General features: G+C 35.8%; 13 protein-coding genes. 6 read left to right on the top strand and 7 right to left on the bottom strand.

Annotated elements, in window-relative coordinates; translation table 11 throughout:
* Positions 1 to 243: 243 nt before the first annotated feature.
* The gene (gene lpxD / locus KO521_RS05945) at positions 244 to 1,236 is read left to right on the top strand and encodes a UDP-3-O-(3-hydroxymyristoyl)glucosamine N-acyltransferase (RefSeq protein ID WP_215938985.1); all 993 of its coding nucleotides are present in this window, start codon (positions 244 to 246) and stop codon (positions 1,234 to 1,236) included.
* A gap of 102 nt (positions 1,237 to 1,338) precedes the next feature.
* On the opposite strand, the gene KO521_RS05940 is transcribed toward lpxD, so the two are convergent.
* The 3 genes from KO521_RS05940 to KO521_RS05930 form a co-directional block, all read right to left on the bottom strand.
* Positions 1,339 to 1,980 carry a response regulator transcription factor gene (locus tag KO521_RS05940; protein ID WP_215938984.1) on the bottom strand — a complete coding sequence of 214 codons (642 nt, stop codon included), beginning with the start codon at positions 1,978 to 1,980 and terminating at the stop codon, positions 1,339 to 1,341.
* Positions 1,981 to 2,704: 724 nt separating this feature from the next.
* The gene (locus KO521_RS05935) at positions 2,705 to 4,567 is read right to left on the bottom strand and encodes a PorP/SprF family type IX secretion system membrane protein (protein WP_215938983.1); all 1,863 of its coding nucleotides are present in this window, start codon (positions 4,565 to 4,567) and stop codon (positions 2,705 to 2,707) included.
* Between the two features lie 175 nt (positions 4,568 to 4,742).
* Positions 4,743 to 6,005 (bottom strand): cell envelope biogenesis protein OmpA, encoded by a 1,263-nt coding sequence (locus KO521_RS05930; RefSeq protein ID WP_215938982.1) that lies wholly within the window; start codon positions 6,003 to 6,005, stop codon positions 4,743 to 4,745.
* Between the two features lie 364 nt (positions 6,006 to 6,369).
* On the opposite strand from KO521_RS05930, the gene KO521_RS05925 reads away from it, so the two are divergent.
* The 5 genes from KO521_RS05925 to KO521_RS05905 all read left to right on the top strand — a co-directional run bounded on the left by KO521_RS05925 (position 6,370) and on the right by KO521_RS05905 (position 10,386).
* Positions 6,370 to 6,933, top strand: coding sequence for a TetR/AcrR family transcriptional regulator (locus KO521_RS05925; RefSeq protein ID WP_215938981.1), 564 nt, complete (start codon positions 6,370 to 6,372; stop codon positions 6,931 to 6,933).
* 47 nt (positions 6,934 to 6,980) lie between these two features.
* On the top strand, positions 6,981 to 7,421 hold the full coding sequence (locus KO521_RS05920; RefSeq protein WP_215938980.1) for a DUF1348 family protein: 441 nt from the start codon (positions 6,981 to 6,983) through the stop codon (positions 7,419 to 7,421).
* Between the two features lie 248 nt (positions 7,422 to 7,669).
* Positions 7,670 to 7,774, top strand: a complete 105-nt coding sequence (locus KO521_RS20610) for a hypothetical protein (protein ID WP_215939568.1) — start codon at positions 7,670 to 7,672, stop codon at positions 7,772 to 7,774.
* 387 nt (positions 7,775 to 8,161) lie between these two features.
* Positions 8,162 to 9,151, top strand: a complete 990-nt coding sequence (gap, locus tag KO521_RS05910) for a type I glyceraldehyde-3-phosphate dehydrogenase (RefSeq protein WP_215938979.1) — start codon at positions 8,162 to 8,164, stop codon at positions 9,149 to 9,151.
* A 140-nt stretch (positions 9,152 to 9,291) separates the two neighbouring features.
* Positions 9,292 to 10,386, top strand: coding sequence for an aldose epimerase family protein (locus KO521_RS05905; RefSeq protein ID WP_215938978.1), 1,095 nt, complete (start codon positions 9,292 to 9,294; stop codon positions 10,384 to 10,386).
* Positions 10,387 to 10,450: 64 nt separating this feature from the next.
* On the opposite strand, the gene KO521_RS05900 is transcribed toward KO521_RS05905, so the two are convergent.
* From KO521_RS05900 to KO521_RS05885, 4 genes are all read right to left on the bottom strand, one after another.
* The gene (locus KO521_RS05900) at positions 10,451 to 11,509 is read right to left on the bottom strand and encodes a succinylglutamate desuccinylase/aspartoacylase family protein (RefSeq protein WP_215938977.1); all 1,059 of its coding nucleotides are present in this window, start codon (positions 11,507 to 11,509) and stop codon (positions 10,451 to 10,453) included.
* 192 nt (positions 11,510 to 11,701) lie between these two features.
* Positions 11,702 to 12,049: a hypothetical protein gene (locus KO521_RS05895; protein ID WP_215938976.1), complete on the bottom strand. Its 348-nt coding sequence runs from the start codon at positions 12,047 to 12,049 to the stop codon at positions 11,702 to 11,704.
* A gap of 118 nt (positions 12,050 to 12,167) precedes the next feature.
* Positions 12,168 to 13,307 carry a fasciclin domain-containing protein gene (locus KO521_RS05890; protein ID WP_215938975.1) on the bottom strand — a complete coding sequence of 380 codons (1,140 nt, stop codon included), beginning with the start codon at positions 13,305 to 13,307 and terminating at the stop codon, positions 12,168 to 12,170.
* 118 nt (positions 13,308 to 13,425) lie between these two features.
* Positions 13,426 to 15,273: a cytochrome-c peroxidase gene (locus KO521_RS05885; protein WP_215938974.1), complete on the bottom strand. Its 1,848-nt coding sequence runs from the start codon at positions 15,271 to 15,273 to the stop codon at positions 13,426 to 13,428.
* Between the last annotated feature and the right edge of the window lie 25 nt (positions 15,274 to 15,298).

Here is a 15,298-nt window from a genome sequence, read left to right as displayed (position 1 = left end):
ATAAAATCCATAATATTTTAACTATATTTCCGAAAAATTCCAATAAATAGGAGTTTTTCCTGTTTTATAAATGAAATTAAGTTTGAAAGTCCCCTAATTCACAACTAGAACTACTTATATCCACTTCACAAATAACAATCCAAACCTAAGTATCTCAAAGTGAACAAATAAGCATTTCCATATAAAAGAACAATATTGATTTCACATTTCTGTTTTAAATACTAACTAACCAATAATAAGCTAATGACATCTTTTTCTGTAAGTGAAATTAACGACATTCTAAAAGGAGAATTAATAGGCAATACCAATCAAATAATCGAAGGGCCGGAAGAATTAAAGAAGGCCAATAACAATCAGATTTCTTTTATTGGAAGTCCTAAATATTCCAAACTTTGGTCAGATTCAAAAGCTTGCGCTGCACTTGTATGTCCAAAAAACAAAATTGAACCAGGCGATAATCGTGCTTTTATCAAAGTAAAAAATGTAGATTTGGCTATGGCCGAAATACTATCTCTTTTTAAACCATCTACGCCTGTTTTTGAGACCGATATTCACCCAACAGCGGTTGTTCATGAAACTGCACAAATTGGTGAAGGTTGCAAGATCGGAGCAAATTGTTATATAGGCAAAGATGTTCAGTTGGGAAAAGGGGTCGTGCTCTATCCTAATGTCTGCGTTTTTGATGAAACTACTATTGGTGAAGCAACCGTTGTCTGGTCTGGAACTATGATCCGTGAACGTTGTGTTATTGGCCACCATTGTATTTTTCACGCCAATGTAAGTATAGGTGCAGATGGTTTTGGGTACCGCCCTAGTGAAGATGGCAGAGGGTTGGTAAAAATACCTCAAATAGGAAATGTAGTTATTGGTAATCATGTTGAGATTGGTGCCAACTCTTGTGTTGATAGAGCTAAATTTAGCTCAACCATACTTGGTGATGATTGTAAGATCGATAACTTGGTACAAATAGCACACAACAGCATTTTAGGCCGTTCATGTATTATGGCAGGACATAGTGGCCTTGCAGGTTCGGTTACTCTAGGTGATGGAGTTATGATTGGAGGCAGCGCCTCAATTAAGGACCATACCACCATACATTCCGGAGCTACGGTTTGTGCCGGTTCAGGAGTTATGAATGACGTGGCAGCAGGCAAAACCGTTCTTGGTTATCCTGCACAAGAAGCTAGAGAGATGCTTAAAGAATGGGCGTCTGTTAGACGATTGATTAAAAAGTAAAACTCCTTGATTATAAAAAAAAGCTTTACGTAACGTAAAGCTTTTTTATGGTTGGAGGCCCTCCTATTGAGCCTCCGGGAAAAAGCAACTATTCCTAAGTTGTTATACCAGAGCATTGGAATATTCTAATTCCTGTAACTTTCTTAGAGCTTCCGATTTGGAATTGACATCTAGCTTTAAATAGATATTCTGCACATGAAAATTAATTGCACTGGCGGTTACGAATAATTTTTCGGCAATAGTCTTATATGTAGCACCTTGGCTCAAATAATCAATTACCTGATTCTCTCTTTCCGAGAAAAACTCATTTGATTTCCGCTGAAACTTTGAAATAATCTGACTTATGATATCATTGCTCATTGTTGCGCCTTCAGACTTGATCGAATCAAGTGCATTGTAAAGGGCGCGTTCAGTCACCGGTTTGGATAGGTAGCCATTTGCGGTATTTTTGAACGCTTTTTTGACCAAGTCAAAATTGTTCTGTGCGCTGAGCATGATAATCTTTACTTGCGGGTCTTTCTTTCTAAAAAGACGAATACCTTCAATGCCGTTTATATCCGGCAAAGAAACTTCCGAAAAAATAATGTCCGGTTCAACTTTATCATAAGCTGCCAAGGCATCCTTTACCGAAGTGTAAATTCCTTTCAAAGAATACTCTGAATAAGAGTTAAAATAAGTCTCATAAGATTCATGCGATGTGAAATCATTATCGATTACGATAATTTTTAAAATGTTTGTATCCATGGTAGTGGGATGTTTTAGTATCCTATTTTAAATCAATAGAACACAAGGTTAATATTGGGGTTTACTATTAATAGATTATCGCTCGGTAAAGCGACTTTTTATTCAAATTTTGGCGTAAGAGGGCTCTTTCTCCGTGATTTAAAAATCAAGAGATTTTATTATCCGTTGTATAAGGTTTGTAGTTAAAGCCTATGGTTATGACAGTTTTCTGCCGGGCCTTAGTTAAAAACTAAAACAGATTTATGCGCTATACGCTGGGTGAATCGTTAGGTTTTATTGCTGTAGGTAAAGCTTTAAAACTTAAAATGATTACTTTAAAATTTTGTCTCTATCAGACGCAGAGATGTTGCACTTTTAAGAAGTGATCAAGTGTGCATTTCTTGTGGTAATGTTGTAGGTAATGTTGCATGGTTTGTGCGATTTGGGGATTAATAAATAAAACTACTTTTGGTATGATATAATCAAACTTAAGCATTATTTCTATCCTGCTCACTGTACAATCGTCCATTTTCGTTAAACTACCGCCAAAGCCCTTACTGTATTGCATTATATCGTCATTATGATACCAATTAACGATGTTCGAAAAACAAAAATTTAGTTAAAAAGAGTGTGAAACTCATTAAAATAGTGGTTAAAAACAAAAAAACAGCGGGGCCTCCCCCGCTATTTATAGCCTAATTTTCTACCAAAAAATCAGGTCCCACTAACCATAAGTTAATATTGTTTAGTCTTCGTATATGTTATTCACTACTGCAGAATGATCATCTACTTGCATAATCCACTTTTCTTCGTTGTACTTTCCGTTTAGGTTAGAAACATAAGCTGTTTCTGCTTCTTCCTTATAGTTATAATCGGCTAGGTATACATAATGTAAACCATTCTCTTTATTATAAAACTGTCTAGCATCAAGACCTTGTTCCTTTAAAGTCTGCATAAAGGCATTTAAATACTTTTTATTAGAGTATACATTAGCTATTACATAGTATCCTGATTTTACACCAACTATGTCTGACTGATTTAATATCTTGATAGGAAGTTTCGTGTAATCCTTAATTTCTCTTGCATTTGCATCTTTTTCTACAATTGGCTGAGATGTTGTTTCTGCTACCACTTCAACCGTTTTCTCCTCTACTTTACGGGCATTTGACATTTTAGTTTCATTTACTTTCAAGAAATCTTGAACGTCATTGAATCTATCATTACTGTCTTGGTTGGAAACTACAAAATTCTTTGTTGAATTAGTTTCTGTATTAGCTGCAAGAGCGGTATATTCCGGTGGCACAGGAACCATTTCCTCTTCTTTGTTCTCTGGATTAATATTCTCTTTTATTTCCTTTTTAAGTACGTCTACTAAAGATTTTAATCGTCTTTCAAAAGCGGCATCACGTGCAGCTTCTATTGAATCTTGTCTTATGATCATTTCATCTAAAATCAATCTATTTTCATAAGCCATGCCATTAATATCATCCTCTATCTCCGTAGAAATTTGATTTTTGAAGCTTCTATTTGCTAAGTTAGCATTGTTATTTTCTTGGTTCTTTTTATTCTCTGCTGTTAATCTCAAAATCTGTTCCTCATAATTTCTTACAATGCGATCTACCTTGGCATCTTCGGAGCTATCTGCATAAGCATCCATACTTGAACCATGATTATCAAAAGTATAGGCCAAAGAGATTTCATGATTCCACCCTAAATCAGCATCATCCGTCATTAAATCTTTTTCTAATAAATATCCTAAAGACATACGTTTACTTAAGTTGAAGCCTAGACCTAAAGAAAGTCCGTAATCATCATCAAAGTTAGTTTGAAGCCATCCGTAGTTAGGTAGGTCCAATAAAAGCGACCCCACATAACCCAAACCACCTTCTTTGTTTTTACCAACTTGTACCATAGGCATTAAACGTGCATTGGCAAAAAGACCTCTATTAGCCAAAAACTGGTGTGTATACTGTACCGAAGCTTTTACACTCTTTGTACTTAGGTTCGTTAAAAATTCATTGGTTGTTTGGTTATATTTAAAAAGTTCAGTGGCATAAAGACCAAAATCAAATCCTCCTAAAGACAATGTTACAGCTGGCTGAACGGCTATTTTACTCTCTTTTTTAGCTTCTGAAATTTTAGTGTCCGTAGCCGCCACAACTACTCTATTTTGGTCTAAACCTTCTGTATAGTAAGTTACGTTCGTACCAAAAGTTAATTTACTTTCATCTCCTAATTTTACTGCAGTTGCGTAGTTAGCGTTAAAACCAAATTCCTGAACTACTCCAGACCATTGACTGTAAACACTAATTCCCAAAGCTGCATTTTCATTAAGCTTATTGCTGAAGCCCAAAAAGTAATTTTGGTTATTGTCTTCAAACGTAGCGTATTGATTTCTGTGAAGAATGTTAATATAAGATTTGTTCTCTCTCACTAATGAGAACGTTGGGTTAATCAAAAATCTGTTGAAGAACAACTGATTGTGGTACGTGCTCTTCGTGTTAATTTCCGTCACTGCTTCTTGCCCGTAGTTAGACTGTGTACCAAAAATGGTGCATAATAATAAGAGCAGGAAAAATGTGTTGATATTCTTTTTTATGTGGCTCATGGTAGTGATATTATGGGATTATTGAAAACTATTGGTAACAAAGTGTGCTCTAATTATATTGAAACATGTAACTCTTGTGGTAGATGCCCATGATTTCCTAGAACATTTCATTACCTAAAAATTGGGTTATAAACCGGCGACGGTAATCGCCGGCTCTATTTATCCCCCATTTTAATTAATCTTCCTCAAATAAATTGGAAGTATATCTTGCTTTTGAATCTATGTTAAAGGCTTCAAGCGCTCTATATTGGCCTTCATCCTCAGGTTTCCTTTTGTTGGCATAGGTAAAAGCTACTTTTTCCACAGCCTTTTTATCGTTCCCGCGGTTAGACATTACATAGCCTTTTCCGTTGTCCGAAGTAAACGAAATGGCAAAATCATCTTCACCACTATTTATTGGACTTCCAAGGTTAACAGCAAGGTCTACATGTTTCTGACCCACTTGTGTCATATACACATCCAAACCACCATGGCCCTCTCTACCTGCTGAGGCAAAGAACAATGTATTGGTACCAACTACATTAGGATAAAGATCATCCTTCTTGGTATTTACCTTTTGACCAAGGTTTTTAGCAATACCCATGCTACCGTCTTTACGAATAGCGGATACATAAATATCATACTCACCAAAAGTTCCTGGCATATTAGATGCAAAAAACAAACGCTTTCCATCAGAAGATATAGAAGGGTGCATTGCAGACGCATGTTTTGGTGCAACGGCTACTTCCTTAAGATTTGTCCATTCTCCTCTAACTTTCTCTGCTTTGTAAATTTTATGAACATCTTCACTCTTGGAGAAAACACCATATAAAGGTTTAATCTTTACTTTTTTACTAAAGTAGGCTGTCTGCCCGTCCGGTGTTACGGCAACTGGTAATTTATACCCGTTATGGTCTTCATTTTCCTCTCCTAAGAAAGTTCTTAGCTCATTTTCAACAATAGTTTGATCGTCTACTATAAACTGACCGTCTTTACGCTGAAAATCCAGCTCTCTATACCTTTCTGTTAAAGGTTGATCCAAAATAGTATTGGAGTTTTGTTTTTTGATTTTGTAATCAGACTCGATTTGAGCGACCCAATCATTACTATCGGAACTGGTAGCTGCTCCCATATTTTGATATTTGGTCATAGCGAAATCATAACGCTTCTGATAATTCTTACTTAAGGTGCCAGAACCATTTGTCTCTTTTAATTTATCATACCAAAAAAGAGCTGTATCATAATTTTTGTTTAAGAAGTTGGCATTGCCCAGGTCTTCAAAGATGGCTTTATCTTGATACCCTTGTTTTTTCAGGTATTGATAATTTTCCATCCTTTTGTTGTTGGCCTGATGAATCTCCGTAGCATTACTGCCACTTGAATACTGAGCAGTCATTGAACTGCAGCAGCACGAAAAGACGCAGGCAAAAAGCACATTGTAGGTTAGCGCATTTTTCATAATAAATTCGATTAGGGGTTAATATCTTCGACAAAGTTCCATAAAACTATTACATCTACACTTAGCAATAATTCATAGGTTTTCACTTAAATCAGGTTTTTTTATGTTAAAATCATCGTTAAACTGCATATTTCTAAGTTTAAAACCTAAAAAATCCGATTAAGCAGCATTTTTCTTACTAGTAATTATTACTAGATTCATTTTGCTAATCTTAACCATTGATCAGGCACTACTATATTTCGTTTATTCAAAATATGGAGTACTATTTTTTACTTTTTATTAGAGATTGGATGTAACATTCAGCAATTACGTATTATAATCGTACAGAGTTGTCTGTTTTATATAAAACCTTTATATTTATCCTATGGCGATTAAAGAAAGTGTTAAGGATAGAATTGTAACAGCGGCTTCTGAATTATTCTATTTTGATGGATACAACCAAACGGGTATCAATAAAATTATTGAAAAAGCAGAGGTTTCAAAAGATAGTATGTACAGACATTTTAGGTCCAAAGAAGCAATTGCAGTAGCCTATCTAGAAAAAAGACACCAAATGATTTCTTATGACCTGCAGGAGTTTATTGTATCCTATACTCCTGGTAAAGAGAAGGTAATTGGCATATTTGATTATCTCATTCATTGGTTAGGAAATGTTGACTATAGAGGCTGCGGCTTTCAAAATATTATAACGGATATACCAAAGGATCAACAGTCCATTAAAGACACCGTTCGTATGCATAAGAATGAGATACACATATTTATCCAAAGCGAACTCAAAAAGGATGCGTCCGAACAAATGGATATTGAAGAGATCAGTAATGAAATTATGGTAGTTATAGAAGGAGCTATTATGCTCTCCCAAATTCAAAAAACCAGTTGGCCTCTTATTTCTGCGAAGAAAACGTGTTTAAGACTATTAAAAGAATAAATAAATTTACCCTAAACGAACAGACTTGTCTGTATTAGCATTACACTATGGAACGAAAACTACACCTTCCCCCGTTCACATTAGAAACGGCTCAACAAAAAATTAAACTTGTAGAAACTGCCTGGAACAATAAAAATCCTTATGAAGCCTTAGAATTTTTTACGGAAGATAGTGAATGGCATAGCGGACCTATATTTCTAAATGGCCATAAAGAGATTAAAAACTTTTTAATAGCTAAATGGAAAAAAGAACATAAATATAAAATAATTATGCAGTATTGGGCACATACAGATAAAAGTATAGCCATACAGTTTATATCTGAATACTGTGGAGAAAATCTAATGTGGTACCGGGCATGCGGCAATGAAACCTGGGAGTTCAATGATAACGGACTTATTAAAAACAGGTTTATAAGAATGAATGACTTTCCCATAGAAGAGGAAGAAAGACAGATAACCTCAAAGTTGGTTTTAGTCTCTTCATTCTAAAATGATTTTTTTAATAAAATATTTAAGACTTAAGAAAATATATTACGGTTTACTTGCCTTTAGATATACCGGTCTGTACTAATATGTGAAAATCCATACGATACAACAAAGACTCTCTATCCTTTCGTTTGCCCTGTAACAGCGAGACAAAAAAATAATTGGCGGAAGACACTTGGAATGATGGAAGAACCTTTAAAGATGGCTATGGCTTACACTAAAAATAATGATAACTAAAGAGGTCTACTTTTATTAATGGCCGTAACACAATTCATATTTTTCTTAAGGAAAAACTGGAAACTGAAATAGACTATAGGTGGCATACAGATAGCCACATTACCGTGCGTTTTATGTAATCATATAGAATAGATATCGGGCAACCATCCCATGCCTAAAAAAATGAAAATTGTGAATTTTATGAAATGGGCTTATGGCACAATATGATGCCAGTATCAATTTTTTCACGCTCAAGAAAACGAGATAAATGTCTATTTTAAAATCCACCTTCCAATAAAGTCTACCTCATAGGCGATAAAATAACTTTTTCCGTCTCTATTTTTAGGAAACTATTACGTTATAGACATCTTATGTAAAACTTAAAACTCTAAGCTAATTTCTTAACATCACTTTAACGCGCTTAATGTTGGCTTTAGGGTTTTATTTCGACGAATGGGTTGTGGAGAAACAACTGATTTTAGTTCATTTTCACAAAACCTAAAAACAAATTTTATACATAGCACACTATGAAAAAAATAGCAATAAACGGAATGGGACGTATTGGCCGTACCACGTTAAAAGTAATGCTTGAAACCCCGGAACTAGAAGTTGTTGCCGTAAACGATATAGCATCCATAGAAAATATAGCTTATTTACTGGAGTACGACAGTGTACACGGTAAATTTGAAAAATCCGTAGAATTTGAGGATGGAAAACTTGTTGTTGACGGTAAGGCTATTCGCTTCTACAATGAAAGAAGTCCAGAAGACCTTCCTTGGAAAGAATTGGATATTGATGTAGTTGTTGAGAGTACTGGTATTTTCACTAATTACAATGATGCGGACAGGCACATTAAAGCAGGTGCTAAAACGGTTGTTTTATCAGGTCCTTCTAAAAGTCCTGAAATTCCAACGGTAGTTCACGGTGTAAATTCTGAAGACGGTAAAACAAGTATTTTCTCTTGCGCCAGTTGTACAACAAATAATATTAGCCCAATTATAGAAATAATCGGTAGACGTATTGGTATTAACAAAGCTATAATGACTACCATTCACGCAGACACCAGCTCAAATGCCATGGTGGATTCGCCAAACAAAGGTAATTTTAGAATGGGCCGTTCTGGTATAAATAATCTTATACCAACAACTACAGGCGCTGCAGTGGCTACTACCAAAGCATTACCTGAATATGGCGGAAAATTTGATGGTATGGCAGTTCGTGTACCTGTTGCCGTAGGTTCTATTTCTGACATAACAATTGTAACCGACAAAACGGTTACTGCAGAAGAGGTTAACAAAATATTGGAAGAAGAAGCACAAACAGATCGTTACAAGAAAGTACTTCAAACTACTTATGCCCCTTTGGTTTCTAGTGATATCATTAAAAGTCCTTACGGGTCTATTGCTGATTTATCCTTAACAAAAGTGGTAGACGGAGATTTGTTAAAAGTACTGGCATGGTATGATAATGAATGGGGATTTACCAATCAAATGGTACGACAGATATTAAGTTTGTAAATGACGATTGTTATAATTACGGCGGTATGACCGCCTTATTTATAACTAAAAAACAGGTTAAACTTCTATAGTTTGACCTGTTTTTACTTTTTGCCCCTTTTTCTTTTTTGTAAATTAAAGCGATTTTTAAATTATATAGTTTGAAGAAAATACTTTGCATAGTAGCACTTTTAATACTTGTTAGTTGGCCTATGAGCGCACAATCTGTGCAAAAGGAGCATTGGGGAACAGTAAAGGATAAAGACATCTCGCTCTATACCATTACTAACGCTAATGGTATGAAAATGAAGATCATGAATTTAGGCTGCATTATTACTAGCCTTTTCGTACCGGACAAAAACGGAGAATTAGAAGATGTAGTTTTGGGCTTCGATAATTTAGAAGACTACTTAAATGGCCACCCTAGTTTTGGGACTACGGTTGGACGCTACGCTAACCGAATTAAAAATGCCCAATTTGTCATGAACGATTCGGTTTACAAACTTGCTGCCAACGAAGAAGGTACTGCAATTCATGGTGGAAACGAGTTTAGAGATGCCGTTTGGGATGCCGAAATCGTATCAGATGAAAATGGAAAAGGACTGCGATTTCATTATCTATCTCCTGATGGTTCTTTTGGTTATCCTGGAAATCTTGATGTTTATGTAACGTATCTACTAAATGACGATAACGCCATTTATGCAACTTTTGAAGCCGAGACCGATAAGGATACTCATGTAAGCATGACCAACCACAGTTATTTTAACCTAAACGGAGCCAAAGAATTAATTTATGATCATAAATTAATCGTTGATGCCGATACATATACGGAATTTGGTGAAGACATTACCCCGACCGGAAAGTTACCGGCACTAAAGGGGACTTCTTGGGACCTTTCTAACATGACCCGATTAGGCGATAAGATTCCCGACATTCCTCTTAACGGCTACCATCATTGCTATGTTTTGAATAAAGAGGATGGGGAAATGAAAAAGGCAGCAGAGGTGATAGATCCTAATTCGGGTAGAAAATTAGAGGTATTTACCACCCAACCCGGAATAACCGTATATGCCAGTAATGGTCTGGAAAATATTACGGGAAAATATGGTATAGCCTATACGCCCCATATGGCCCTATGTCTGGAAACCCAGGATCTCCCGGATGCCGTAAACCATCTTAATTTTCCATCTACTTTATTAAAGCCCGGCGAAAAATATTTTGAAACGGTAATTTATGATTTTGGTATTGTAGAGTAAATTAGAAAATAAAACGTATTAATAACTTTCTCACAAACTACAATTTAAGAGTCGTTTTTACCTGTTATAGACTGTCGCCAATGCACATAACCGTATCGCCTCTATTAATGGGAGGTGTTGCTATTTTATAAAGGATAATACCCGAATTAGGTGCCTTATATTTAGTAATAGTCTTTCCAAATTCGTCTGTAGTATGCCCTACAATATCTCCTTTTTTTACGAAATCGCCTGCTTTTACAGGACTATAAAAGATGCCCTTTTCATTTGACTTGATGTAGGTTTGGTGATTCAATTTAATTAAATTTGGTTTGGGAGTAGTTTTTGGCCCGTCGTACATGTTCATTTGAGCAAGCATATTATAAACTCCGGTCTTAATCAATATAACCGATTCTTCTTGAACATTCCCTAGTTTACCAGCTTCGATGCTCAACGCGGTTTTGCCGTCTTGTACGGCTTGCTTAAACACATATTTGGCAGGATCTTCATCTTTTAATGTATAGGGATAAGAAACCACGTATTCAAAACCACTGTTTTCAGAAAGTTCTTTTGCTTTTTTGGTTTGTTCCGGTTTCTGTTCATTATTGTAATAACAAATAAATGGAATTAGGTCTTCACATGCATCTCCACCATGGATATCCAAAAAAATATCGCTTACAGGAATAATTTTCTCCGTAATACTATATGCCATTCTTTGAGTTATAGAACCCGAAGCATCTCCTGGAAAAGCTCCGTTTAAATTTGTTTTATCCTGCGGATTCATAAAGGGCGTTCGCGTATAGAAAGAAGCCCTATTGGCTATGGGAATAAAAATAAGTGTGCCAGCCAGTTTATCCACATCAATTTCTTGCATTAACTCTTGTGTGGCTACAATGGGTGGATACTCAAACCCATGAACGCCCGCAACTATGGTAAAAACGGGACCATCTGTTTTTCCTTTTACAATTGAAACGGGCAAGTACCCTTCGTTGCCCAAATCATCAGTAACATCTATGCGAACGTTTGTGGTCGTAGCCCTCGTTTTGTCTTCAAACGCTTTCTGAAAGTCATCCTGAGACAAGCCTTTGGTTATTATAAAAAATAATAGCCCAATTAATGGAATTCTTGATGTTTTATGTAATGCCATACGCTCATCTTTTCATGAAGATTTATACTCATAATTTCAAATTTATCAAGCGATAAATGTAATGGTTTTGAACCAAAAATGCCGGTAAAACAAAGGGGCAATAGCAAGATTCTAAAAAAAACACTCACTCTAAAGTGATAAGGGTTGGAAAAGAATTTTAATCCAAGAAACTATAAATAACCGTTATCAAGTTTATATAAAAGCCTTTTTACTTTTAATCAATCTCATAACTTTTTGAGCCTTACTAAAGTCTACATTGTCCAACCAAATTTGTAGTTTTTGATTATCTGTTTCTATCTTCAAGTTTGCTCTATTCTTGTATGTACCAGTAGCATGACCTCCAACAAATAGACCTACAATGAAAGTCATAACGGAGATAAACCAATCCGTACGCTCCTCATTTAGCTCTAATTTTTTTATATGCCGGAATACATATGTTCCATTGTTTCTGGGTTTTGCCGCATCAATAACTTCAAAATTTTCTGAATTCAAAATTATTTTGAGTTCTGGCTTATTCCTCAATTCAACAGTTTCTTTCATTTAATGTATTGGTGTTCATATACAAAAGCGGTTCTATAAATCATATTGATTACTACTCCTACATGAATATATAGAAAAAGAGTCTATTATAAAAAATAGCATAGTTCTTTTTACCGCATCAATTAAGAATCAAAAGTGCTTTTTGTGGAATAAGAATTTTATCTATGGTATGAATAACTCCATTTGATGCCTCAATGTCAAACTCCACAAAATTAGCCTTAAACTCAGAAGCATCCTGTAGCGCAAGTCCGCCAGAACCTTCAACTACATCTACTGCATCATCTTCAATTAAAGTGGGAAGCGAGCCTACTTTTAACTCGCTACGCGGAATAACCTTTGCCACGGCATGGCCTAAAATTATCTCTCTTAACGCCTGCTGTTCCAATATGTTAGAAAAATCCGAAAACGAATTATAATCGTCACCAAGTGTATTGAACAATTCCTCAATGGCTTCGTTCGTTGGAGCAAAAACAGTTAAGTCACCATCATTGAATCTACTTTGCAAATCTGCTTCTTCAATGGCCTCAGCGAACATAGAAAGATCTTCGTTCCCATTTATCAACTCCATTAGTGCAGATGGGGATTCTGGAAATAAATCGGCAAGAACGGCCTCTGGAATCAAAACTTTATCAATGATATGGATAACTCCATTGGCAACTTGAATATCCGCTTCAGTAATCTTTGCGTCAATCTCTGTGGTATCAATAATATAAACATCACCATCTACCGTAATTTTTATCTCTTCGGATTGCAACGTTTCCAAAATGGTTCCGTTAGACAGTTCAGTTGAGAAATTGGCTCCACCAACAACAGCATGGTATTTTAATACTTGGGCAAGAATCTCTTTCTCTAGTTCCTCATCAAAATCCAGAACAGCCGCGTACTCTTTTAAAGATTCTAAAAAATCGGCAAAAGCATCATTACTTGGTACAAAAAATGTAACCGTTCCACTTTCGTCGGAAAGAGCATCCGTAAGGGTATTGTCAATAGCATTCAAGGCATCTGAAGACATGGACAAACTCTCTTCATAATCAATAAACTCTACGGCATTCAATAAGGATTCTTCCTCTGAGGTTTCCTTCTCCTCTTCTGCAGTCTCTTCTTCGGTAATTTCTTCTTCCTCTTCCGTTTGTTCTTGGGCCACCTCTTCTTGATCCACATCATCAATATGGTCACTGTCATTTGAACACCCTATGGCCATTGCCAAAACCAAAATTAAAGAGGTTAGATTTTTTAGAAATTTTACAGTAATCATCATTTTCATAGCGGTTATTTATCTGGGCTACAAAGTAGTTCTTTAATAAAAATACAAACCCTGCTTTTCTTTAATTCTAGGTTAGCTAAACTTTAAATTTATTAGGAAAATATACATTCTATTAAGGTGTAACTTCGGCTATTTGAGGTATTTCCTCTTTATCAACATTTGTATCTGTCATGGTTTTCAAAAACGAAATAATAGCTTTTTGCTCTTCTGGGGTCAGCTCCAGTTCATCAAAAGGCAAGGTCTGATGCTTTAGTTCAAAGCCCATGCCTCCGCCACCTCCTTTGTTGTAAAAATCCATAACTTCTTCCAACGTATTGTAAACTCCGTTGTGCATATAAGGTCCCGTGAATTCGGAATTTCTAACTGTGGGTGTTTTGAACATACCCAAATGTTCCGCCTTATTATAGCGCCAATAAAAACCTAAATCGTCATCCAATTGCTTATTTTCTGAGGTTTCGGGAACGCCAATCACTTCTTTCTCTGTTTCGGCATAAAATGGTGGTACAGTTCCGTTCGTTAATGGCATAAAGTGACAGGTTGCACAAAGCGCTTTACCCATAAACAGGTTCATACCCAATCTTTCCTCATCTGTAAACGTATCTTCCTCTGCCCTCATATTCCTGTCGAATTTAGAATCAAACCCGTTTAAAGTGGAGATATAAGAAGATATGGCTTTAATAATATCTGTATTTCTATTGGAGATTCTACCAAAAGCATCTTTGAACAAAACGTGATAGGTAGTATCCTTTAAAATATCGGTAGAAAATTCATGAATGCCCGTATTGAATTCTTGTTCGTTGTTGAATACCATAGAAATCTGATCAAGAATATTCTCTGCACGACCGTCCCAAAAAAAGCTTTTTTGAAAAGCGGAATTAATCAGAGTTGGCGTATTTCGTTGCAACGGACTCCCATTATTTCCGTTGTTTACGGCAATACCGTCAGTATATGCTTTTTCGGGTATGTGACACGTAACACATGCCATGCTTTTTGTTTGCGACAAGTTGGGGTCAAAGAATAATTTTTCACCAAGTGCAATCTGTTTTTCTGATGGATTTCTATTAATTGGAGGCGTAAAATATTCTAGGTTAAAAGCATCTTTTTCAAAGAAAGTAGGCGCATCAAAATTGAAAGGTTTATTATTTACCCCCTCCCAAAGACCACTTTCTTTTCTTATACTCACCCAATTACGCGTAATAGGATTCATATAATTTCGTATAAAGGTGTAGCGGTCAAAAGTGTTGAAATCTGTGTTTTTATGAAGAAAATCGACCGCTTTTGCTATGTTTTGATGAAAATTAGTATCTAAATCACTGTTTTTATCTTGTATTAAATCACGCAATGTATGGTCATAAACCTCTTCCAAGCCTCGCAACGAGACCACACTTTCTGAAAGTCCCAAACCGCTTACCGGTGTATCAAAACCTGAAACACCTAAACTAATGATTCGTAAAAGTTGTTGATGAGTGGCTATAAAAAAACGCTCGGCACTTAAATCCCGTTCTGTAACATTTTTCAATAAATTGACCATTAAACCTTTGGTCAGAACCGTTTCTTTTTTAAAAACGGCAGGTGACTCACCGCCTTCATAAATAGACTCTTCTATTTTCTGTAATCCAATAGGGTTCAATATACGTTCTGTATCTTCTGCGAAAACGGGTAAAGCGGGCCCATTGGCACGATGCCCAACTTCCGGGTTTAGATATGATGCATAGGGTTCTGCTTTTTTAAAGGCAACGCGGAGCTCTTTGAAGATTTTTTTAGCCTCGTCGCTTTCTGCATCCATTTTACTCAAGGTATCGATCAAATCTACCGCCTTGGTCATATTTTTTATATAGAACTCTTGTGCATAGCTCCAGTCGGTAGTTTTGACATGGTCCACTTGTGCTAGTTCTTCATTTTTATTTTTACAGGAAAGAATACAAAATATCGATAAAAAAAAGAAGAGAAATTTATTCATAACAGAAGTAAGTTGAAACAAAAAT

The organism is Zobellia uliginosa (genome assembly GCF_018860745.1).
In the GTDB taxonomy this organism is placed as follows: Bacteria; Bacteroidota; Bacteroidia; order Flavobacteriales; family Flavobacteriaceae; genus Zobellia; species Zobellia uliginosa_B.
The sequence above is the reverse complement of the archived record's forward strand: the minus strand, read 5'-3'. Positions and strand labels throughout refer to the sequence as shown.

What these genes read in the sequence shown, in the direction of transcription:
- lpxD (WP_215938985.1), top strand. Translation starts at nt 244, where the DNA reads ATGACATCTTTTTCTGTAAGTGAAATTAACGACATTCTAAAAGGAGAA.
- KO521_RS05940 (WP_215938984.1), bottom strand. Translation starts at nt 1,980, where the DNA reads ATGGATACAAACATTTTAAAAATTATCGTAATCGATAATGATTTCACA.
- KO521_RS05935 (WP_215938983.1), bottom strand. Translation starts at nt 4,567, where the DNA reads ATGAGCCACATAAAAAAGAATATCAACACATTTTTCCTGCTCTTATTA.
- KO521_RS05930 (WP_215938982.1), bottom strand. Translation starts at nt 6,005, where the DNA reads ATGAAAAATGCGCTAACCTACAATGTGCTTTTTGCCTGCGTCTTTTCG.
- KO521_RS05925 (WP_215938981.1), top strand. Translation starts at nt 6,370, where the DNA reads ATGGCGATTAAAGAAAGTGTTAAGGATAGAATTGTAACAGCGGCTTCT.
- KO521_RS05920 (WP_215938980.1), top strand. Translation starts at nt 6,981, where the DNA reads ATGGAACGAAAACTACACCTTCCCCCGTTCACATTAGAAACGGCTCAA.
- gap (WP_215938979.1), top strand. Translation starts at nt 8,162, where the DNA reads ATGAAAAAAATAGCAATAAACGGAATGGGACGTATTGGCCGTACCACG.
- KO521_RS05900 (WP_215938977.1), bottom strand. Translation starts at nt 11,509, where the DNA reads ATGGCATTACATAAAACATCAAGAATTCCATTAATTGGGCTATTATTT.
- KO521_RS05895 (WP_215938976.1), bottom strand. Translation starts at nt 12,049, where the DNA reads ATGAAAGAAACTGTTGAATTGAGGAATAAGCCAGAACTCAAAATAATT.
- KO521_RS05890 (WP_215938975.1), bottom strand. Translation starts at nt 13,307, where the DNA reads ATGATGATTACTGTAAAATTTCTAAAAAATCTAACCTCTTTAATTTTG.
- KO521_RS05885 (WP_215938974.1), bottom strand. Translation starts at nt 15,273, where the DNA reads ATGAATAAATTTCTCTTCTTTTTTTTATCGATATTTTGTATTCTTTCC.